The 22594-nt window shown below is 72.6% G+C and carries 7 protein-coding genes; 2 read left to right on the top strand and 5 right to left on the bottom strand.

Features of this window, described 5'->3' with window-relative positions:
• Nucleotide 1: 1 nt before the first annotated feature.
• The 3 genes from FHR82_RS12990 to FHR82_RS12980 are packed head-to-tail and all read right to left on the bottom strand — an operon-like array spanning nucleotide 2 to nucleotide 16261.
• The gene (locus FHR82_RS12990) at nucleotides 2-15535 is read right to left on the bottom strand and encodes a WXG100-like domain-containing protein (protein WP_184810643.1); all 15534 of its coding nucleotides are present in this window, start codon (nucleotides 15533-15535) and stop codon (nucleotides 2-4) included.
• 11 nt (nucleotides 15536-15546) lie between these two features.
• Nucleotides 15547-15879 carry a hypothetical protein gene (locus FHR82_RS12985; protein ID WP_184810642.1) on the bottom strand — a complete coding sequence of 111 codons (333 nt, stop codon included), beginning with the start codon at nucleotides 15877-15879 and terminating at the stop codon, nucleotides 15547-15549.
• Nucleotides 15872-16261 (bottom strand): YbaB/EbfC family nucleoid-associated protein, encoded by a 390-nt coding sequence (locus tag FHR82_RS12980; protein ID WP_184810641.1) that lies wholly within the window; start codon nucleotides 16259-16261, stop codon nucleotides 15872-15874. Before FHR82_RS12980 ends, FHR82_RS12985 begins: the two co-directional genes overlap by 8 nt.
• 99 nt (nucleotides 16262-16360) lie before the next feature.
• Between FHR82_RS12980 and mycP the strand changes: the two genes are divergently transcribed.
• The gene (gene mycP, locus FHR82_RS12975; RefSeq protein ID WP_184810640.1) at nucleotides 16361-17647 is read left to right on the top strand and encodes a type VII secretion-associated serine protease mycosin; all 1287 of its coding nucleotides are present in this window, start codon (nucleotides 16361-16363) and stop codon (nucleotides 17645-17647) included.
• 93 nt (nucleotides 17648-17740) lie between these two features.
• On the opposite strand, the gene FHR82_RS12970 is transcribed toward mycP, so the two are convergent.
• On the bottom strand, nucleotides 17741-18034 hold the full coding sequence (locus FHR82_RS12970) for a hypothetical protein (RefSeq protein ID WP_184810639.1): 294 nt from the start codon (nucleotides 18032-18034) through the stop codon (nucleotides 17741-17743).
• A gap of 16 nt (nucleotides 18035-18050) precedes the next feature.
• On the bottom strand, nucleotides 18051-18362 hold the full coding sequence (locus FHR82_RS12965; protein WP_184810638.1) for a hypothetical protein: 312 nt from the start codon (nucleotides 18360-18362) through the stop codon (nucleotides 18051-18053).
• Between the two features lie 174 nt (nucleotides 18363-18536).
• On the opposite strand from FHR82_RS12965, the gene eccCa reads away from it, so the two are divergent.
• Nucleotides 18537-22511, top strand: a complete 3975-nt coding sequence (gene eccCa, locus FHR82_RS12960) for a type VII secretion protein EccCa (RefSeq protein ID WP_184810637.1) — start codon at nucleotides 18537-18539, stop codon at nucleotides 22509-22511.
• The last annotated feature ends 83 nt before the right edge of the window (nucleotides 22512-22594 follow it).

Raw genomic sequence — 22594 nt, 5'->3', positions numbered from 1 at the left:
GTCAGTCCCCTTCCAGTGGTTGTGGGGCACCGTTCTCGTCGTTGCGGTGGACGCCTTCGCCCTCGACGGGAAAGCCACTCGTGATTGTGCCGTCCGGGGTGACGAAGACCTGGATGACCACGCCCTCCCGGATGCCGTACACCGTCCACGTCTCGTACTCCAGGTTGAACACGGGCGGGTACTCCGGGTTCCTCGCCACGTCCTCGATCCTGGCGATGATCTCGTCGTCGTTGGTCCAGTGCGGGGGGAAGGTGGTCTTGAACGGGATCCCGGAGTTGTGCTTGTGACCGCCGCCCACCCCGTCGGCGTCGCCGTAGAGGATGTGCCCCCGGTTGACGGCCGCCGAGATCGTCCCGGGATCAGGCACTCTGCCGTTGGCGCCCGCCCAGTAGCCGTGGCGGTCGAGCTCCCGAGGTGGTGCGAGGTGGTCGTGCAGGAGCGGGGGTGTCCCCGGCGTGAACTCGCGGTCGCCCACGTACACCACCACGCCGAGCCGGTCGGCGAGCCGCTGTGCGAAGTCGGCGTCCACGGCGGCGCGCAGCCGGACGGGTTGCCCGCCGTCCCAGTCCCAGTTCCGGTCGGCTCCGATGAGCCAGGTGAGGTGGTCCGCGTCGAGCAGGTAGCTGCCGACGCGTACCCCGGCACTCCCGCCCGCGACGTCGACGGTGAAGGCACCGTCCTCGCCCGCGACCTCCGGGGCCGGGTCATCGGGGCCGAGGAACGACCGGCCGCCCGGCAACGGCACGCTGTCGTCGAAGAGGCCGTACAGCAGTGCCTCGACCGGGTCGGTCTCGACCGGGGGCAGCGGCGGCGGCTGGTCGTTCCTGATCACCTCTGCCGCGCTGTCGATGAGCTCGCCCGCCCACGCCTCGCCGGTGATCGCCCCGTGTTCCCGGATCTCGGCCAGCCGGGCGACGGCCCCGTCCACGGCGGCCGGGCTGAGCCCCGTGCCCAGCAGCATCGTGCGCAGCTCCGCCGTTGTCACCGCGGCGACGGCGCTCGCCACCTCGGGGTCGAGGCGCGCCCCGAGGTGGTCCCGGACGAAGTCGGACATGATCCCGTCGAATGCGTGCTCCGGGAAGGCGAGCCCGTGGTCGATCGCGATCAGCTCGCCGTCCGGGCCGGTCAGGTAGTTGCCCATGTTCCGGTCGAGGTTGCCGACGACGTAGTCCAGCACCGCCATCCGCTGCGTCTCGAGCATCGAGTACTCGCTGGTCTGCCGCCCCTCCGTGGAGTTCTCCGCGAACCGCTGGAGCGAGCCGGGTCCCTCCCCGGGACCCTCGACCGCCGTGGTGGTGGGGACGAGCCCGAACCCGACCAGCTCACTCAGCCGGTACGCCGCCACCTCGGCCGCCACCTGGTGGGCGCTCGTGTCCGCCTCGGCCTTGTAGACGCCGCGCCTGCCGTCGTCGAGGTCCGCGCGGAGGACGGTGGCGCCAGGCGGCGCCGACAGTGCGGTGATGTGCCGCGGCGGGTCGACGTGCTCGATGGGGGCCAGCCGCAGATCGGGCGGGCCCTGCAGGGAGATCCGGGGGGCGACCGTGCCCGCCGGGGTGCCGACCGGGACCTGGAGCAGGTTGGCCAGGTGCTGGGCGAAGTCGTTGCCGTCGGTGAGCAACCGGATCGGCTGCCCCGTCCACCCCGGGTCGGCCAGGAGGATCGCCGCCACGTGGTCGGGGGTCAGGCCGAGGACCCCGACACCGCGCAGGTCGACGGTGTACCGGGCGGGGTCCGGCGGCACGGGCGCGGCCGGTGCCGGCATCGGGTCGCCCGGCAGGTGGAAGACCCGGCCACCCGGGTACCGCACCGCGGCGGCCTCGATCGCCGCCAGTGCGGCCGCTACGCCTGGCTCTCGTCCTGGAGCGTGTAGTAGCTCATGTTCCGCTGCCTCAGCAGTGCCCTCATGAACACCGAGCCCTCGCTCGGACGCACCATGCGCTTCTCCTCGCGCAGGTTCACGCCTTCCATGAAGTACCGCTGTGCGAGGTGGCCCCAGTCCTGGTCGAGCAGCTCCAGCGTCACCCCGTTCTCCTCGGTGTAGTGGAAGATCGCGATTCGCCTCGGCGGGTCGGTGGCCTGGGCGTACAGCGCCACCCTGGTCGGCGATGGGTCGGTCACGGTCGAATCCCTTCGGCAGCGTGGTGTATCGGTCGTCGGTGAGCTTGCCGGGCCACGCCGTCCCGGCGATCCCGCCGTTCTTCTGGATCTCCACCAGGCGCGCGGTGGTGAGGTCGACCGCGGCCGCGTCCAGCCCGCTTGCCAGCAGCATCGCGCGCATGGCGTGCGGGCGCACCGCGCGGACCGCCGCGACCACCTCGGGGAGCAGCGGCCCGCCGAGGTGCAGCGCGACGAAGTCCGAACTGATCGGGTTGCCGCCGCCCGAGGGGAACGTGAGCCCGTGGTCGATCGCGACCAGGTCGCCGCCGGGACCGGTCAGGTAGTTGCCGGAGTGCCGGTCGGTGTTGCCGGTGACGTAGTCGAGCACGGCCATCTGCTGTTGCCGGAGCACCGGGAACGCGGCGGGGTCACCGCCTTCGCGGGCGTTGCCGACGAACCGCTGCAGCGAGCCGGGCGGGTGGGTGACCGGACCGGGGGCGGCCCAGTTGTCGTCGATCATCGTGGTGGTGGGCACCAGGCCGAAGCCGAACATCTCGTCCACCCGCGACGCGGCGACCTCCCGGGCACCGAGGTTCCCGGAGATGTGTTCCCGCTGGCCGTGCTGCTCGCCGAGGATCGGCTTGTACACGGCCTGCGTGCCGTCGTCGAGGGTGACGCGGAACGTCACGCTCGTGTTGTCGGCCAGCTCGCTGCGGAGCAGGTGCATGTCGGCGATCGTGTGGCCCGCCAGCTCGCGCTCCCGCGCGCTCGGCTCGTAGGTGCCGCCGCCGCGCAGCCGCCACGGGTTGTCGTTGTCGAGGGCGCCCGCACCGACGTAGACGGGTGGCTCCACGAGGTCCGGGGCCAGGTGGGCGACGTTGTTCTTCCTCGGCTCGAACGCGCGCATTTCCCCCGTGGGCGGGAACTTCGGCCGGATGATGCCGTTGGCGTCGACCTCGACGTCGGTGACGAACTCCGTGCCGTTGTGGTCGACGCCGTAGTGGGCGGTTGGCGCGATGACCCGTTCTCCGCGCCGGTCGGCGAGGCGCTGGGCGAAGCTCTCCTCGCCGCGGCCCGCCGCGCAGACGAGGAGCCGGATGGGTCCGCCGTGGTAGTTCGGGTCGGCGTCGAGGATGGCGTCCAGGTGCTCGACGGTGAGCAGGTGCGCGCCGATGCGGAGCGCGATGCCGTCGGGTCCGTGCTCGACGCCGTGCGCGTCGATCGTGTAGACGCCGTCCACCTGCCGCACGCCGAGCCGGTCGGTCAGCAGCGGATCGCCCGCGGCGAAGAACATCCGGCCGCCCGGGATCGCCGTGCTCTGGCCCAGGTAGGACCGCAGCTGCTCGGCGACCTGCTGCCGTGCCGTGAGGTACTGCTCGTGGTCGTACGGCATGGCGGTGCCGTCCGCGACCAGCTTCCGGTACGCCTGCCAGATCTTGGCGAGGTCCGTCCTGGCCTGCCGCGCCGGTCCGCTGTCGCCGGTGCGGGCCTCGTGCCGGGAGAACAGCCGGGTGCGTGCCACCAGCCGGTCGAGCCGCTGCAGTGCGACGAGGCGGGCGCCGAGCTTCGACAGCGGTCGCGGCTCACGGCGCAGCAGCTCGCGTTCGTGGGCCACGAGTGCCTCGATGTGGTCCGGGTAGGCGGGGTCGGCGCTGTCGAGGTGCGGGGGGACCGGCGGGCGCGCGGGCGCCGGGGTGAGCGCGTGCGGGCCGTGGCCCGCGGTCCGCACGCGCTCGGCTTCCGCGACCTCGCGGTTGATCAGCTCCTGCATGAAGCCGCGCACGGCCATCGCTTCCGCGGCCTCGACCACCCGCTCCTTCGCGCGGTCGGCGAAGATCTTCCGGTCCACCGCGTGCTGCTCGGCACGCCGGTGCATGAACCGCAGCGGGAAGCTCGCCACGATCCCCAGTGCGGCGGCGCCCACCACGTACTTCGTCTGCCAGCCCTGGTGCCATACCGCGGCGGAGAACACGGCGACGCTCTCCAGCGCGGCCGCCTGGAGGATGCCCTGCTTGCGGAACTCGGGGATGCCGCGGTGCCCCGGTGGGCGGTGCGCGGGGTTCGGTGGCAACGGGACGACGGCGTCGGGAGCGGCGTCCTGCGACGCCTGACCGAGTGCCGTCGCCTCTGCCGCCTCCACGCGGCTCTCCACCTCGGCGAGCATCGCGAGCAGGGCCCGTTCCTGCTGTGCGGCCTGCTCGAGCATCGTCGCGCCGAAGTCGAACTTGACCTGGGCGACGATCTTGGCGTACTCGTCGCGGGTGAACTCCCGGTCCAGGAACGCCGCGACCACGACGCCGAGCCCGAAGCGGGTCAGGCCGCTGCCCACCGCGTCGAGCGCGGCGCTGCCGGTCGCGCTGACCGAGTCGAGCAGCGCGTTGCCCATCCGGCTCGGGGCGTTGGTGGCGTCACGGGAGAAGTCGCCCGCGTTGTTGGGGGCCGAGTTCGCGCCGTAGCGGTTGGCGGCGTCCTTCTCGACGGTGACGTCGCCGAGGGGCTCCCGCACCGGCGACACACGCGGCGAGGTGACATCCGCGATCCGGTCGATGCGGTCCATCAGCGCGTGCAGGTGCCCGGCGAACTGTTCGTCGAACTTCGCGTTGCGGCGGTCGAGCTCACGGCCGATCGCGTCGAACCGCTTCCACTCGCGGGACACGATCCGGCCGCGGAAGTAGCGCTCCGCCATCGGCCCGAAGATCCCGGCGAAACCGGCGATGCCCCAGTGCGTCACGAGGTTCCAGAACGGCAGACCCAGCGGCAGCAACGTGGTCGCGGCGATCGCGCCGACCAGTGGCGGCAGCCCTCGGCTGACGAGCAGAGCCCCGTACGGCTGCACCTTGGGCGGTTCGGGGCCGGTCGGCGGCGGCTCGGCGGGACCGGGGGCGGTGACGTCGATGCCCAGGGTGCGCATGCGGGCGAGCAGCGGATTCGTGATGGCCGCGCGTTTCACCGCGATCTCGTGGGCCCGCTTCTGGCCGAAGTAGCCGTGTCCCGCGTCGACCAGGTCCTTCTCGCGCCTGCCGAACCACCTGGCGACGATGGTGCCCGTCACCGCCGTGCCGAGGTTCATCAACCCGACCGCAGCGGCGACCATCAACGACTCGCCCGCGGCGATCGACAGCCCGGCGATCACCGCCGACGCGCCGAGACCGGGGATGATGCTCGCGCCGAAGGCGGGGACGAAGGCTTTCCACGGCGTGTACCCGCTGGGTTCGTGCACCCAGCTCGGCCTGCGTGTACCCGGGCCCGCGTGCCGGTCGAGCAGGTGCCGGGTGCCGGGCGAGGCCACCGCGCGGCGCTGGGGACCGGCTTCCTCCTCCGCGTGGACCCCCATGTCCTCGACGAGCGCACGCCATTCGGTGGCGAGCCGGTGCTTGCGCAGCAGGCGGTACCGGCCCGCCTCCTGCCGGGTGCGGACGAGGTGGGCCAGCTCGGTCTCGCGTCCCGCGTCGTGCGCGGAACGGGTCAGCCCGTGGCCGGGGTGGTGCTCGCGGGTGAGCAGGTCCTGGCTGTTCGCGTTGCCCGCGAGGCGGGCGGACAGCTGGGCGAGGGCGCTCGCGACCGCGCGGTCGAGGATGTCCTTGGTGGCGCGCTCCGACACCCGGATCACGCCCCGCCCCGGCCCGGTGACGACCACCTCGGCGGGCGCGCCGTCGCGGGTCGGCTCGGCCACGACCCGGACGGTGAACGTGGAACCGGCCTTGTCGGCGCGCGTGACCTCGAAGTTCCCGACGTCGTCGACCTTGCGGGCGCTCTTCACCCCGACGACGTCGCCGACGACCCGCGTCACCGCGGCACGCGCGTGCTGGAGCACGACGTGCCAGTCGCGGCGGGCCTGCTGGTCCACCCGGAACCTGGACCGCGCCACCGGCCGCACCGCGAAGACTTCGGGCTCTCCGGGTTTTGGCGGCGGCGGCCCGATGCGGCGGAACAGCGTCGGCGCTACTCCGGACTCGTCAGCACCGCGCCCTCGGTCAGCGCCGTCCGGTCCTTCCTGTCGATCCGCAGGGTCCGCCGGTCGGTGCCGACCTGCTTCGGCGTCAGGAACTCCACGCCCAGCACGCGCACCTCCTGGCCCGTGCTCTCGTTGCGCAGGACCGTCCCGTCCTGGATCCGGCCGCTCACGACCAGGCCCGTCGTGAGGATGCCGTCCCGGCCCGGGATGTCGTACGTCGCCTCGATGATGAACCGGACTGCCGACATGCTCGTGGTACCTCTCCACCGCGGGGGCCTCACTGGCCTCCGCCTCGTTTTCGAGCTGGTGCCTGTCCTCACCGCCACGGCCGTCGAGGAGCTGACCGACGTGGGTCATCTCGTGCGCGATGGTCGCGACCAGTGTGTCATGGTCGGCGAAGCTCGCCGGGCCGAGCCGGATCTGCGGCACGCCGTGCACGAGCGTCGTGGCCGCGGCCGCGCGCTCGTCGTCGAGGTACTTCAGTTCCACCGGATCGGTGACCACGACGACGTCGACACCGGTCAGGTCGCGGTCCGCGGCGGTCGCGTGCTCACGCACGGTCTCCTCGGTGAGCGGCAAGTGCTCACCACTCGCCAGGACCTCGGCGTTGCTCACGGAAGGCTTGCGGCTGAACAGGTCCGTGCCGTCGTGGGCCGGGCCGGTGGTCTCGACCGCCACACCCAGCTCCCGCGCCAGCTCGGCGAGCTCCGCCGCGGCCGGACCCGTGCCGTCGACGGCGATCATGACCCGCTTGCCCGCCCACGCCGGGTCGTGGCGGATCAGGGCCGCCAGCTCGGCGACGGTGAAGGGCCTGCCGTCGATGACGACGTCGCCGCGCTCGCCGCGCACGTGGACGGTGTGGAACGTGTCGCCCGGCTCGGCGACCGTGGCACCGTCCGGCAGGAACGACCGGCCGCCCGGCACCCCGTGGCTCGCCGTGAGCGCGTCGGCGACCGGGCTCTCGCCGTGCACCGGCACACCGAGCAGGTCCGCCAGCTCCTGCCGCGCCCGCACCGTGAGCCCGACCGGACCGGCGACCCGCACCGGCCGCCCCTGCCACGCCAGGTCCAGCCGGACCAGCTTGGCGAACTCCTCGATGGTGAACCGCCGGTCCCCGATGCGGACCGCGGTCATGTCCCCGACGACGTGGACGGTGTGCACGTCCGGGTCGGCCTGCTCGGCAGGGACCAGCGCACCGAAGACCCGGTTGCCCCCGACGAGCGTGCTCCCGGCCAGCGCGTCGGCGACCGCGGTGTTGTCCGATCGCACGGTGACGCCGAGGAGGCCGGCGATCTCGTCGCGCTGCGCGGTGGTCAGTCCGGTGTTGGCGTCGGTGATCCACAGTGCCCGCACGCGCCCGCGGTCCCAGCTCGGGTCGTGGCGGAGCACCTCGGCGAACTGCGCGGTGGTGAGGCGCTGGACGCCGAACCAGATCCCGTCCGGCCCGGCGGCCACGTGCACCGTGTGGAACCCCGGGAGTCGCGGTGCCTGCTGGGCCTCGGCGTGGGCCTTGGGCCAGTAGTTCGGGTAGAACGCCCGGCCGCCAGGCGTTTCGCGGCTCTGCAGGAGGACGTCCGCGGGTGCCGTGGTGCTGGACTCGACGTGGATCCCGGCGGCGCCGAGGTGCGCGGCCAGCTCCGCGATCGCCAGGCTGGACAGCCCGATCCCGGCCGCGTCGACCACGACCGCCCGGCCCTGCCTGCTCGCGTCGTGGCCGATCAGGGTGGCCAGTTCGGCCATGGTCAGCCGTTCCCCGCCGACCAGCACGTGGTCGACGTCGCCGAGGACGTGGACCACGTGTCGCTCGACGACGGGCGCCATGGCCTGGGCGAGGTGCCGGAAGTCTGCGTGTCCCGGGGCGTGGAAGGAGCGGCCGGCGGGCGTGGTCTCACTGGCCTCGAGGAGGTCGGCGAGCGACTGCCGGTAGGAGAACACCTGCCCGTCGACCAGGCTGTCCAGTTGTGCCAGCGCCGCCGCCGTGAGCCCGACGCCTTCCGCGTCGATGAACAGGTCCCGGCCCGCGAAATCCGGCGCGTGCCGCAGCATGGTGGCGAACTCGGCCATCGTGAACAGGCGGTCCCCGATCCGCACGCGATCCACGGCACCCTCGATGTGCACGCGAAGGCGAACCGGTGAGCCGGGCACGGGCGGGACCTGCTGTGCCGCGTCGTGCCGGGGGTCGCCCGCCGGGAAGTACGCGCGGCCACCCGGTGTCGCCTCGCTCTCGGCCATCGCCCGGGTGATCGCGGGGTCGGTGTCGGCGGGAAGGACGGGGGGCGTGGGCGACGCGTCGCCGTGGAGCAGCTCGCCCCGGACCGGCACACCCAGCTCCCGGCCGAGCTCGGCGAGCTGCTCCTCGGTCAGGCCGGCCCCGACGTCGGCGATCCACACGTCCTGCCCGCGCCAGTTCGGGTCGAACCGGAGCATGGTGGCGAACTGGCTGATCGTGAACCACCGGTTGCCCGCCCGGATCCCGGCGGGGCCGCCTTCGGCCTGGACGGTGTGGTAGCCCGGCCGCTCCTCGAAGGGACCGTGGTGGAACGACCGGCCGCCCGGGGTGGCCCGGCTCGCGGCGAGGGCGTCGGCCATCGAGGAGAGCAGGACGCCGGGGACCTTCGGCCGCCGGCCCAGTTCGAGCGGGTGCTTCGCGCGTTCCTCGGCCAGCTCCTCGGACGGGAGGCCGGGCTTCGGCATCGGTTTCGTCGTAGACATCAGGCGCTGGTAGAAGAACCAGGTGTCCTCGAGGTCGCGGATGGCCTGCTCGAGCGGACGCCGGTCCCCGGTCTCCTCGGCGCGCGCGGCCAGCAGGTCGAGCACCCGCAGGTCCTCGGTCAGCCGCACGAGCCCGCGCAGGCGCGCGTCGAACAGCAGGTGGGGCCGCGGCTCCTGGTCCAGTGCGGCACGTTCGAGACCGACCATGGTGCGGACGTACTCGGTGAACCACGGATGGCCGGCGTCGATGTGGGTCGGGGTCATCGACGGGGGCGCGGTCGGTTCGAACGCCGGGTCCGTGACGGGGACGGCACCAGGGCGGCCCTCGACGGCGATCTCCCGGCGCAGCAGGTTCATCAGGTAGTCGAGACGCGGGCCCTGCGCGTCCCGGGACAGCTTCTGGAGCGTCGCCCGTTTCCGGTCGCTCCGTTCGTCCTTCGCCCTGCTCGCCGCCACGCGGCCCTTCCATCGCGCGACCCAGCCACCGATGCCGGCCACCGACGCGGCGCCGAACGCGGCGATCAGGAACCCGGGGACGACCGGGTGGACGCTCAGCGAGTTGATCACGTGGGCCATGAGCGCCACCCCGGCCCAGCCCGCGGTGCCCACGATCGCGCCGTACCGCAGGTAGGTCCGCTGTTCCACGACCGTCGGCGGCGCCTCCTCGGCGGGTGGTGCCAGCGGGACGGCGCGCGGGCCGGGCGAGGTCGCGGGCGGCGCGCTGAGCATCGGTGCGCCGAGCGGGGTGTGCGCGTCCAGGTCGGCGGCGGACAGACCGGCCTTCTCGGCCGCGGCCCTGGCCGCGTCGGCGGCACGGCTCGCCAGCACGGCGGCGACCCCGGCCCGCCGCACGGCGACCGCTGCGGCCCGTTCCGCGCGCACGGCGTGTGTCTCCGCCGTTCGCGCGGCAGCCGCCGCCTCGGCGGCCTGGACCCGGAGGCGTTGTTCGGCGGCGCCGACCGGCGTGTCGGACCGGGGCCTGGCCGCCGCGTCGGCGGCCGCTGCCACCCCGGCGGCCTTGTCGGCGGCGAGCCGGGTGTGCGCGGCGTCGCGGTGGGCCTGCTCGGCGCGCATCTCCGTGTACTCGGCGGTGATCCTGGCTCGGTGCGCGGCGGCGTTGGCGTTGGCCGCCGCGGTGAGCAGGTGCCGCCTGGCGGCACCGACGGGCCTGGTGTCACCCTGGTTGCCGGTAGCGCTGTCCGGGGCCTGCTGTCCAGCGCGCCGGGCGGCCTCCTCGGCGGCTTCGGCGACGACGTCCGCCCGCGCGGCCAGGGCTTCCGCTCGCTGGTGGAGCGGGTGGCCGGGACCGGCGCCTGCCTTGTCGGCGGCGATCCTCGCCTGCGCGGCCGCGGTCCTGGCCTGCTCGGCGTCGTGCCGGGCCCGCTCGGCGACCATGCTCGTGTACTCGGCGGTGATCCTGGCCCGCCTGGCGCCGGGAGCGCCGGGGTCGGCCTCGGCGAGCCGGAGCCGTTGCGCCTTGCCGACCGGTGTCGTCGTGGGGTCGAACCCCAGCAGGCGCTGCAGCCGCGCGGCGTGGATCTCGGACAGGACACCCGTCAGCAGCTCGGTGATCAGCTCGTGGCGCAGTTGCTGGCCGAACGCCTGGTCCTCGGTGAGCTCGTGGCGGGTCCGATCGTCGCGGAGGCCGCGTTCCTTCCCGTACAGCAACCGTTCGGCGATCGCCCCGACGAGCATCGCGACCACACCGCGGCCCACGCCGAGCCCGCCTGCCAGGACCGCGTCCCGTTCGTGCAGGTGCCCGCCGTAGTGGAAGAACGCCCTGAGGAAGGACTGGAGGCCGCGCCGCGACGACCGCACGCCGAAGTGCGCGAGGCCGGGGCCGTCACCGTGGTTCGCGGGCGGGGCAGGCGGCCGCGCGGTGGCCACCATCGGCTGCGACCGGGTCCCGTCGATGGAGTCGATCCAGGCCAGGACCATGTGCAGGTCGTTGACCACCGCCTCGGCGAACTCGGTCTCCTGGTGGGAAAGCGGGTCGCGAACGAGCCCGAACCGGGTCAGCTGACCGGCGATCTTCCGCTGCTGGAACCACCGCTCGACGAACGGGGTGGCGCCGGTGAGCACGAGACCGGTGAGCCACATCGCGGCCACGGTCCTCGACAGGTCGAACCGTGACTGCACCGCACCGGCGGCGGGGTCGACCGGGGTCGCCGGGGGAGAGAGCGGCAGCATCGTGCTGGCCGCCGCCGCGCCGAACACGACCGGCAGCGCGCGGACGAGCCGGTGGGTCAGCTTCGGCACACCGGTCGGTGTCCCGTCGTGGCGGGGTGCCGGCTCGGCAGGTGCGTGGGCGGGATCGGCGAACGCCGTGCCGCGTGCCGCGGCCAGCAGCGGGTCGAGCAACTCCTTGACGAGCAGGGCGTTGTCGTAGGCCTGCTGCTCGGCCGCCCTGGTCTTCAGCTCCTTGGCGGCCGCCTTCGCCCGCGTGGCGTACCACCGGCCGAGCATCCCGTCACCGAGCCCGGACGCGAGCGCCGACAACCCGATCGCGGCACCGAACACCGGACTGCCGAGCGCGACACCGAGCGTCGCGCCGACCGCGATGCCCGGCAGTGCCTTGGTGACGAGGGCGGTGACGATGAACGACCGGTGCGACTGCAGGCCGTCGCCCTGCGGTCCGAGCACCGAATGCCAGGAGGCCCGTGTCCCGACCGGGAAGTGCCGGTCGACGATCCGCTCGACGTCCGCCGCGAGCCTGCTCTTCAGCTGCTGGGAGTGGTCCTGGGTGGGGTGGACGTGCATCTCCTCGGCGAGCAGGCGCATGTGGTGGCGCAGGGCCAGTCGCCGCAGTGCGCGCGCGGGCCCGGTCGCGGCGTCGTGCTCCGCGGCGAGGATGCGCATCTCGGTCTGCCGGCCGTGGTCGTGCGCGGACGTCTCGGTCCGCTTGCCGGGGGCCTTGCCGACGAGCAGGTCCGCGTTGTCGTTGCCGAGCAGCTTCTGGTTGATCTCGCTGATCTCGTGCCCGAGCGCCCGGCTCAACGCGGTCGACCGCAGCCAGACCTTCGTCGACGACACCAGCGTCGGCGCGACGCGGATGAACCCCTCGCCGTCGACCACGGTGAGCTCGGCCGGGTTCCCGTCCGAGGTCTCACCGACCCGGATCCGGAAGGGGAAGCCGGAGCCGTCCCTGCGCACGCCCCGGTACCCACCGAGGTCGTCCGGTTCGATGGCGGCGAGCCCGGCCGCGTCGGCGATCCGCTGCCGCACGGTGTCGTCGGCGAGCAGCCGCTCGATCAGCCGGATCGTCTGCCCGCCCCTGGACATCCGGTTGGCCTTCGCCTCGAACCCGGGCATCTTCCCGGCCGCACCCGTGTAGGCGTCGTCCTCCCACCCGGTGGTGCCGTCCTTCGTTCGTTTCGTGACCGGGTCGTACTCGGTCTTCGGCACGTTGCTGCGGACGTCGTGCAGGACGCCGGAGCAGTTGGGGCAGAACGGTGCTTCCTCGATCGTGGCGCCGATGAACGAGACGTCGGCCGCCAGGTCGCTCAGCCTCGTGCCGGGCGCCGCTTTGAGCGCGGCGTCGGCGGCGCGCACCTCGGCGTGCCGGTACGGCAGGTCGAAACCCGGGTAGACCCGCGGTTCGCCGGGCCTGTCCTCGTACCGGTGCCTGCCGGACCGGAACATGCCCTGGATGCGGGCGTGGATCTGCGGGGCGTACTTCAGCAGGATCGCGCCGACGACGCGCCCGTTCATGGACTCGAAGACCTCGCCGGTCGTGAGGTTCATGACGAGCGCGACTGCCTGCCCGGCCCGCTTCTTGCTGAGGGCGGTGTTCCCGGCCAGCCGCTCGCTGTTGTACCGCTCCGTGCGCATCTCGGCGAACTGACGCAGTCTCGTCCGCGCCGGCACGCCACCGATGTGCGTGATCCGGCCGTTCGACCACGTCAGGTCCTGCTTGAACGCCCCGATCCGCTGGGGACCCGCCTGCGGCGGCGGCAGGGTGTCGGTCTCGACGTCCGGCACCGCGTCGAGAGCGAGGTTCGGTGCGGGGCCCGTGATCGGGAAGTGCCGGTCGACGATCCGCCGGACGTGCGGCTCGAGCAGACCCCTGCGGCTCGCGGCGTGTTCCTGCGCGGGGTGCGCCCGCAGCTCCTCGGCGAGCAGCCGCATGTGGTGGCGCAGCAGTGCCCGCCGCACGAGCCGCGGTACGGCGGGCTTCTCCGCCGCGGCCCGGTAGTCCCCGTCGAGGACCACCATCTCGGCCTGCCTGCCGTGCTCGTGCGCGGACGTACCGGTCGCGCCGTCCGGTGACCCCTCGACGAGCACGTCCGGCGAGTCGTTGCCGAGCAGGAGCTGGTGCACCTCGGCGATCTCGTGCGCGAGCGCCCGTTTGACCGCGGTGGCGCGCAGGAAGAAGGGCGTCGAGGCGATCAGCTTCGGCGAGACCACGACGACGGCGACACCGTCCACAATGGAGAACTCGGCGGGGTTGCCGTTCTCGTTGTGCCCCACCGTCACCCGGATCCGGGGTCCGGTGTGGCCGATCGTGTACTCGTCGCCGTCCTTGTGGAGCTCGACGCCCGCGGCCCGCGCGGCGTCGAGGATCAGCTCCTCGATCATGCGCTCGGTCGTCCTGCGCAGTGACGGACGGAAGAGCTTCGCCGTGAACCCGGGGATTCGGCTCGCCGTGCCCACGAGGGCCAGTTCGCGGTCCCGCGGTGGTGCGGGGTTGCCGTCCTGCTCGACGGCCGGGCTCGGTGTGGGTGCGCGGGCGATCCTGGTGTGCCGGGGTCGCGGCCCGGTTCTGCCGGGTGCCTGGGCTGGACCGGGCGGCGCGACGCTCGCAGCTGCCGCGACCAGCACGCCACCCATCTCGACGTGGGCCGGTGCGGCGTGGTCCGTGCCGGTTTCGGTGTCGTCGGTGGTTTCGGTGGTGCTCTCGTCCGTGGCGGGCTCGGTCGCCAGGACCGGTTCGCCGGTCGTCTCCTTCGTGGGGTCGGCGACGGGCGTCTCGGGTTTCGCTTCGGTGCCGCGTTGTTGCGGTCCCGAGGTCGTGTGGACGGGCGTGGGACTGGCGTGTGTCGCCGGGGGCGTGCCGGTGACGGGCGCGACCACGATGCCGCCGTTCTGGTCGTCGGCGCGTGCACCGTCGTCGTGTGCCTCCGGGGCGGACGGGCCCGCTTGCTCGGTGGTCGGCGCCGCGCTCGTCGTGTCGGAGGCCGTGTCGGAGGCCGTGTCGGTGTTCGCCGATTCCGTGTTCGCCGTGTTCGCCGTGTTCGTCGTGTCGGTGTTCGTCGTGTCGGTTGTCGATTCCCCGCCGGGTGAGCCGATGTCCTGCTGGTCAACGGTTTCCTGGGCCGACTCCGTGCCCTGCTGGTCGTCGGCGACCGGGCCGTGGTCCGTCGGTGACTCGCTGCGTGGTGTGCCCGGCTGGTGGGCGTGGGTCTCCCCGCCGGGTGCGACGGTCCTGGACGGGCCGCCGTCCGCCGCGGTGGACGCACCGGCCGAGCCGCCGCCGGGCGGGACCGCGCCCGGCGAGTCGCTCGACGACGTGTCCTGCCCGCCCGAGGCACCGACGTCGGTCTGCGTCCCCGCGCCACCGTCCACACCGGCCGGTGGCGCGGACCCGCCGCCCACCGCCGGTGCCTGCTGCTGCGCGTCGGCAGGCGCCGCGCCGGTCTCCGCGCCGGTCTCCGAGGCCGGGTTCCCGGTACCCGCCGGGTCGACGGCTCCCGCGGGCCCGGCCGCGGCGCTGTCACCCCGCGCCGGGGTGGCGGGCACCGTGTCACCCCCGCCCCCACCCCCGCCGCCGGCGTTGAGCATGAGGTCCTTCTCGTACCCGACGGGCCCGAACCGCTCGATGTTGTTCTGGATCGCCATATCCGTCGCGATCGTGCGCGGCACGCTCACCAGGGCCGAGCTCAGGCCGCGTTCCGCGATGGCGTCACGGTAGGTGCGCCAGTCGTACAACGCCTCCGGGTTGTCGTGGTGCTCGGCGATGACGCTCGCGCTCGGTGAGGTGACACCGTTGCGTGCGGCGCTGGTGGTGACTCTGGTCGCCATGTTGTCCGGCAGCGAGGGGAGTTCGAGGTCGGCGTTGCCCGTCGCCGCTCTGGCCGCCTTGGTGGACGCGGCCCTGGCCGCCTTGTTCGCGGCGCTGAGTCCCTCGCCGAGGGCGCCGCCGATCGCCTCGACGCCCCCCTCGTACGCGACCTGGCCCACATCGAACCTGTCGCGTGCGCCGAGCGCCATCGCGCCCAGCTGCGACAGAGCGCTGTTGATCGCCCCGTCCACCGCCTCCTTGCCGATCTCGATCGTCATCCTGGCCAGGCCGCCGACCCCGCGCGCGACGATCCCGGTGATCATCGTGGTCAGCTTGCTCGCCACCCAGTGCGCCACGTGGTTGGCGAGGCGGCCGCCGCCGGGGATCCGCGACAGCGCGAAGTACAGCGGGGCGCTGACCGCGATCTCGATGATGATGCTGATCTTCGCTTCGACGATCTGGTCGCCGTACAGGCGGACTTCGTTGGAGAGCAGGCGGATCTGCTCGGCGAGATACCGGTAGGTCCCCGTGGTGGCGACGATCCTGGTGATGAACTGCGCGCCGATGACGTCCGGCCACGCGCTGGGGAGCTGCGCCGCGACGGCCGCGATCGCGTTCGCGTGGTTGTCCACCACCGTCGCGGAGTTGAACAGGGTCGTGGCGAGCAGGTAGACCACGGACTCGTCGTCCGGCGGCCACAGCTGGTCGAGGGTCAGTTCCTTGACCTTGGCCCAGAGTCCTGACGGGTCCTCCGGTTCGGGCATCCCCATCGGCGGCCCGCCTACACGGAGTCGAAGCGTTGCGCGTTGTCGTCGTCCGCCTTGCGGTACTCGGCGACCGCGAAGTTGCCGAACGTGACCCGTTCCTCGATGCGCCTGCCGAGCTCGTCCAGCGCCTCGACGATCTGCCGGATCACATTGTTGTACTGCGGGGCGAAATCCCGGCCCATCGGGCCCTTGCCGAGCTGGCTGTCCAGCCCGTTGATCTTGCCGAGCTCGGCGAGCCACGCCTGGCGGAAGTTGGCCGCGGTGGCCGCGAGGGCCGCGACGGCCGCGGCGGCGGCGTCCGGGTACATGTCGATCCCGCCGCCGTCCACGTCGACGCCGTCAGCCATGGTCGCTCCCCGGTAGTGACTTGTCGTTGAGCAGGTGCAGCGCCGGGCCGAAGACGGGGTCGAAGTCCGCGCCGCGTTCCCGGCGGGGCACCAGTTCCTCGGCCAGCCGGGTCGCCTCCCGCTCGGCGTCCTCGGCGGCTTCCCGCACGGTGGCGAGGATCGACGCGGCGAGCCCACCCGCGTCCTGCTCGCGGAAGACCCGGGCGTCGAGCTCCAGCTCGAGCAGCTCACCCCGACCGCCGACGACGGCGGTGACCAGCTCGTCGGCGGAGTGCGCGGTGCCGCGGACGTCGTCGATCCCGTCGTACATGGCGCGCACCTGCTTGCCGAGCCACTCGTACTCGGCGAGCCTCCCGCGAACCTCTTCCGGCGGTGCGTCCATGCTGGTCAGCATGACCGCGCGCAAGCTGGTGCAGCACCGTGCTGACCGGTTCCGGCCAAGGCGCCGCGCGGGATCGGGGCAGGGCCGGATGATCCGACCATGACCCGTCTTGTCGCCACCGCCGTGGCCGCGGCCACGGTGTTCGCGCCGCTGGCCGCAGCCGGACCCGCGGCGGCGGCCCCGCCGGAGGGCGCCTGCCAGGGCACCCCGGACCCGGCGCACGAAGTGGTCGCCGAACTCCCGTGGGCGCAACAGTTGCTCGACCTGAACCGCACCTGGCCGCACAGCACCGGCGCGGGCGTCACGGTCGCCGTCGTCGACTCAGGAGCCGACGCCGACCACCCGCAGCTGCGCGGCAAGGTGCTCCGCGGGGAGGACTTCTTCCTCGTCGGGAACCTGCCGGGGAACTTCGACTGCGTCTCGCACGGCACGGCGGTCGCCTCGATCATCGCCGCGTCCCCGGCGCCCGGCGTCGGTTTCCGCGGCGTGGCACCGGATGCGCGCATCCTGCCGGTGCGGATCACCGACCGGGAACTGTCCGACAACGGTGACCCGACTCCCATCAACCCGGGTGTGGTCGGCCAGGGCATCCGGTACGCCGCCGACCACGGCGCCAAGGTGATCAACCTGTCGCTGTCCGGACACGGGGACTACCGGGCGATCGGTGACGCGGTCGCCTACGCGCAGTCCAAGGACGTGCTCGTGGTCGCCGCGGTGGGGAACCGCGCCGCCCAGGGCACGCAACCGTCCTTCCCGGCCGCGTACGACGGCGTGCTCGGCGTCGGCTCGCTCACGATCGGCGGGGAACGGGCGGATGGTTCGCAGACCGGTCCGTACGTGGACGTGATGGCGCCCGGCGAGGAGGTGCTCGCCGCCACCAGGGCGGGCGGCCACAACTACTGGGCGGGCACCAGCTTCGCGGCGCCCTTCGTCGCGGGTGTCGCGGCACTGGTCCGGTCCGCGTGGCCGAAGCTGACCGCTCCCGAGGTCGCCGACCGCATCCTCGCCACCGCCGACCCGGCGCCCGGTGGACGGGACAGCACGGAGTACGGGGCCGGGATCGTCGACCCCTACCGGGCGGTGACCGAGGACCTCACCGACGCCGAGCCGCTGATGGTGCCGCCCGTGGTGGAACCGCCGGTGGACCACGCCGCGGTCCAGGAAGCCGACTGGTGGAGCGGGACGAGCGCCGCGGCCAAGGCTGGCACCGGTCTGGTGGTCCTGGCCATCGTCGTGGCCGCGGTGCTCGGGTGGTTCCTGCCGCGGGGCAGCAGGCGTCGCTGGTACGCCGGTCGCGCGCCGGTACTGCCGGACGCGCCGGGCCACGCCGAGACGCCCGACCAGATGTTCCTGTTCCCGAAGGCCCCTGGGCAGCGGCACCGGTAGGGCGTTTTTGTTGCGGTGAAACCAGTAGTGGCTTCGAGAACCGCGTTCTCGAAGCCACTACTGGGTTTCCGGCTACCTCATGGAGGTGGCTGCTCAGGTGAGGTAGCCGTTGGCGCACCGCGCCTGTGTCTCCGCGAACCTGTCCACGGAGGCGTACTCGGCGTCCGCGATACCCCTGGCCCGCTCGATGTCCGCGTTGTACTCGTTGTAGCTGTAGTGCTTGTCGCTCATGTTGCGGTAGTAGACCTCGTCGTCCCAGTCGGCACCCAGCGCGTTGCTGGTGTGCATGTCCTCCTCGACGAGGTCGCTGCGCATGCTCGCCTTGGCATGTGCGGCGTCGGCGCCCGCGAGAACCTCGCCGTAGCGCGCGGAGATGAAGTTGTCCATGGAGTGTTCTCCCGTCTCAGGCGGTCGGGTTGACCTGCATGTTGAAGAGGGCCATGTTGTCGTCGTCCGCGACCTGGTACTCGTTCACCGTGAACTGGTTCGCGGTGTTGATGTGGTCGTGGGTCCGTCCGGTGGCCGTCTGGACCTCGTCGTTGGCCACGAAGGACGTTTCGTACGCCCGTGCGGCGTTGCCGTAGAAACCCGCGCGGGTCCCCTCGTGGTTGGCGAGGTTCGTCGCCTGGTTCCCGGTCTGCTCGGCCAGGTTCGAGTTCGACCGGTCCACGGCAGCCTGTGCCGCGAGCGGGTCCATGTGCATGTGTTGGTACATACGCTGCTCCTTGTCCACACATGGCGCGCAGCACCGCGTCGGCTGCGGCCACGCTCGAAGCTAGGTGCTTTCAGCAGGTCAGATCCTTGTGGCGGCACGTTCCTGCCAGCGCGACACGCACACACCCGCTGATCGCCGACCATCGTCCTCAGCAGATGCGAGGAGGGCGTGAGCGTGGGAACGGTAGTGGTGCGACGACCGCTGCGGCGGCCGTCGCCGGAGATGCCGGCCGGTGAGCTGCTGTTGGAGGCGCCGCCGGAGATCCCGGTGGCGCGTGGCAGGCAGTGGACCCAGGTGCTGATGGTCCTGCCGATGGTCCTGATGATGGGTGCGATGGTGCTGCTGTTCAGCGGCAGCTTCGGGCAGGGCAACGCCTACGGGACGATCCGCTACATCACCTTCGGGCTGTTCGGCCTCGCCATGCTCGCCATGGTGGGTGTGGCGTTCCTGCAGGGCGGCGGGCCGAGCAAGAAGGAGATGGGCGCCGCCCGCAGGCTGTACCTGCGCGGGCTCGCACAGCACCGGGTCCGGGTCGGGCGCACGGTACGCAGGCAGCGCACCGCGATGTGGTACCTGCACCCCGACCCGCGCACGCTGTGGTCCGTCGCGGGCAGCTACCGGCTGTGGGAGCGGCGCCGCACGGACGCCGACTTCGGCGTCACCCGAGTAGGGCTCGGCCCGCAGAGCCTGGCGACCACGCTGATCGCGCCGGACACCAAGCCGCTCGAACAACTCGAGCCGCTCTCGGCGCTCGCGCTGCGCCGGTTCCTCACCACCTACTCGATGGTCCCGGACCTGCCGCTCGCCATGGCCGTCACGGGGTTCAGCCGGATCCACGTCCGCGGCGGCGACCAGGCGCGCGGGCTCGTCCGTGCGATGCTCGCGCAGCTGGCCACGCTCCAGGCACCCGACGAGCTGCGGATCGCGATCTGTGCGAGCGACGAGCGGCGCGGCGACTGGGAGTGGGTCAAGTGGCTGCCGCACGCGCTGCACCCGGAGCGCACGGACGCGCTCGGCCCGCTCCGCCTCGTCGCGCCCACGATCGGGATGCTCGAGGCGATGCTGGACGACGTCCTGGCCAACCGGCCGCGGTTCGACCCGGAGGGCGCCGCGCGGGTGTCCGGCCCGCACCTGGTGGTCGTGCTCGACGGCGGTGAGATCGCGGGCTCGGACCACCTGGCGGCGGGTGCTGGGGTCGAGGGCGCCACGCTGATCGACCTGACCCACGTGCCGCCGAGGGGACCGGACCGGTACGCGGTCGTCCTCTCCGTCGCCGAGGACGGCGCGCTCGGCAGCGTGACCGTCGACGGGGAGGTCCGGCTCGGCCGCGCCGACGCGCTGCCGATCGCCGCCGCGGAGGCGCTCGCGCGTCAGCTCGCGCCGCTGCGCATGACCGAGGGCGCCAAGGGCGAGCAGCCGCTGAGCGCGGAGCTGGGGCTGGAGGAACTGCTCGAGCTCGGCGACCCGTACGCGTTCGACCCGGCCGACACCTGGGTGCCGCGCCCCCGGCGCGACCGGCTGCGGGTCAAGTTCGGCATCCGGCCCGACGGCACACCGATCGAGCTCGACCTGAAGGAGTCCGCACAGGACGGTATGGGCCCGCACGGTCTGCTGATCGGCGCGACCGGCTCCGGCAAGAGCGAGCTGCTGCGCACGCTGGTGCTCGCGCTCGCGATCACCCACCCGCCGAACTCCCTGAACTTCGCGTTGATCGACTTCAAGGGCGGCGCCACGTTCGCCACGCTCGACAAGCTCCCGCACACCAGCGCGGTGATCACCAACCTCGCCGAGGAGCTGCCGCTGGTGGACCGCATGGCCGACGCCATCAACGGCGAACTGTTGCGCCGCCAGGAACTCCTGCGCGCGGCGGGCAACTTCTCCTCGCTGCGCGACTACGAGAAGGCCCGTGCCGCGGGTGCGCCGCTCCCGGAGGTGCCCACGCTCTTCGTGGTGTGCGACGAGTTCTCCGAACTGCTGTCCGCACGGCCGGACTTCATCGACATCTTCGTCCAGATCGGACGGATCGGGCGCGCGCTCGGCGTGCACCTGCTGCTGGCCAGCCAGCGGCTCGACGAGGGCAGGCTGCGCGGGCTGGACGCCCACCTGTCCTACCGGATCGGCCTGCGCACGTTCTCCGACATGGACAGCCGGTCCGTGCTGGGGGTCTCGGACGCGTTCTCGCTGCCGAGGGCGCCGGGCCACGGCTTCCTGCGTTACGGCGACGAGCCGATGACCCGCTTCCGCTCCGCGTACGTGTCCGGCGTGCACCGCGCCGACCAGGCGCGGACGGTCAACGCCGGTGAGCAGGAACCGGTGGGGCTCAACGTGTACTCCACCGCCTACGTCGCGCCGGACGTCGAGGAGGAGGAGCCCGCGGAGACGGTGCCCGACGAGGTCGACGACGACGCGGTCGGCGAGAGCCTGATGGACATCCTGGTGACCCGGTTCTCGGGCCGCGGCATGCCCGCGCACCAGGTGTGGCTGCCGCCGCTGGACGTGCCGCCGACGATGGACCAGCTGTTCGGCGAGCTGGTCGTCGACCCCGAGCGTGGCCTGCGGCCGAAGGACGGCGCCGGTCTCGGCAAGCTCGGTGCCGTGTTCGGCATCGTGGACCGCCCGCTGGACCAGCGGCGCGACCCGCTCGTCTTCGACCTCAGCGCGTCGGCGGGCCACGCGGTCGTCATGGGTGGTCCGCAGTCCGGCAAGAGCACGGCCGTGCGGTCGCTGATCACCGGCATGGCGCTGACCCACACGCCGAGGGAGGTGCAGTTCTACTGCCTGGACTTCGGCGGCGGTTCGCTGGCCTCGATCCGGGACCTCCCGCACGTCGGCGGCGTGGCGGGCAGGCACAACGTCGGCGCGGTGCGGCGCACGATCGCCGAGGTCGCCTCCATCCTCACCGAGCGCGAGCGCCGCTTCGCCGAGCTGGACGTCGACGGCATGCCCACCTACCGGGAGCTGCGGGCGAACGGCACGGTCGACGACCCGCACGGCGACGTGTTCCTCGTCATCGACGGCTGGCTGACGCTGCGCAAGGACTTCACTGACCAGGAGGAGGTCATCGGCAGCATCGCGACCCGGGGCCTCGCCTACGGCGTGCACCTGATCGGTACCGTCGCGCGGTCGTTCGACCTGCGGATGCAGGTCCGCGACCTGTTCGGCAGCAAGGTGGAGCTGCGTCTCGGCGACCCGATCGACACGATGATCGACCGCAAGGAAGCCCTCCGGGTGCCCGAGCGGTCGCCGGGCCGGGGCCTCGGCCCGACCAAGCACCAGATCCTCACCGCGCTGCCCCGGATCGACGGGCGCGGGACCGCCGAGGACCTCTCGGCCGGCATCGCGGACCTCGTCGCGAAGGTCAAGCAGGCGTGGCCGGGCGAGCCCGCGCCGCCGGTGCGGATGCTGCCCGCCAGGTTGCCCTACCTCGCGCTGCCCAGCGACGACCCGGAGTCGTTGCGCATCACGGTCGGCATCGCCGAGGAGGACCTCGCGCCCGTGCGGTTCGACTTCGCGAACGACGCGCACGTGGTGCTGGTCGGGGACGTCGACTGCGGCAAGACGACGTTCATCCGCGCCATGGCCAAGCGGATCACCGACACCTACACCGCGGAACAGGCGCGGATCCTCATGGTCGACCACCGCCGCTCCCTGCTCGGCGAGGTGCCGAAGGACCACCTGCTCGGCTACGGCACGGACACCAGGACGACCGGCCAGTACATGGGGATGCTCGCGAACGCGATCAAGGAACGCCTGCCCGGCAAGGACGTGACCCCCGAGCAGCTGCGCAAGCGCAACTGGTGGACGGGACCGGAGATCTACGTGCTGGTCGACGACTACGACCTGGTTCTCACGATGGAGGAGAACCCGATGTTGCCGATCATGGAGTACCTGGCCCAGGGCCGGGACATCGGGCTGCACGTCATCGTCACGCGCCGGTTCGGTGGTGCGGGCCGTGGTCTGTACGAGCCGTTCATCAACCGGCTGCGGGACGTCGGCGCCACCGGCGTGCTGATGTCCGGCACCAAGCACGAGGGCCCGCTCCTGAACGGGCACAAGGCCGAGCCACTGCCCCCGGGCCGCGGCAAGGTGATCACCCGTCGCGGCAACCCCTCGATGGTGCAGCTGGCCTGGGTCCCGCCGAGCGAGTAGGCGGTGGCCGGAAGCTGTCGTGAAGTCCTTTGCCCGGTGGGGGTTCTGCTGCACTGGGCGCGACCGGAGTGGCTGGAGTCGAG

This window comes from Actinophytocola algeriensis (genome assembly GCF_014203735.1).
Taxonomy (GTDB): Bacteria; Actinomycetota; Actinomycetes; order Mycobacteriales; family Pseudonocardiaceae; genus Actinophytocola; species Actinophytocola algeriensis.
Note: the sequence above shows the minus strand (reverse complement) of the source record. Positions and strands in the feature narration are given on the sequence as shown.